This window comes from Pseudomonas sp. FA-1 (assembly GCF_056856075.1).
The window spans coordinates 1-206 of sequence record NZ_JBWXTH010000096.1; the positions used below are offsets into that span (position 1 = coordinate 1).

Below are 206 nucleotides of genomic sequence, written 5' to 3' on the forward strand. Positions count from 1 at the left end.
CGTCCCCTTCGTCTAGTGGCCTAGGACACCGCCCTTTCACGGCGGTAACAGGGGTTCGAGTCCCCTAGGGGACGCCAGTTTTGCACAAGCGATGTTTCACGTGTCGCTGGGCCGAGAGGCTAGAAATCCGGGGCTATAGCTCAGCTGGGAGAGCGCCTGCATGGCATGCAGGAGGTCAGCGGTTCGATCCCGCTTAGCTCCACCAA

General features: G+C 61.2%; 2 tRNA genes. Both read left to right on the forward strand.

The features are described from left to right. Nucleotide 1: 1 nt before the first annotated feature. Nucleotides 2–77, forward strand: a tRNA-Glu gene (locus AC1MHZ_RS23580). Nucleotides 78–129: 52 nt separating this feature from the next. Then, nucleotides 130–205 (forward strand) — tRNA-Ala (locus AC1MHZ_RS23585). Nucleotide 206: the final 1 nt, after the last annotated feature.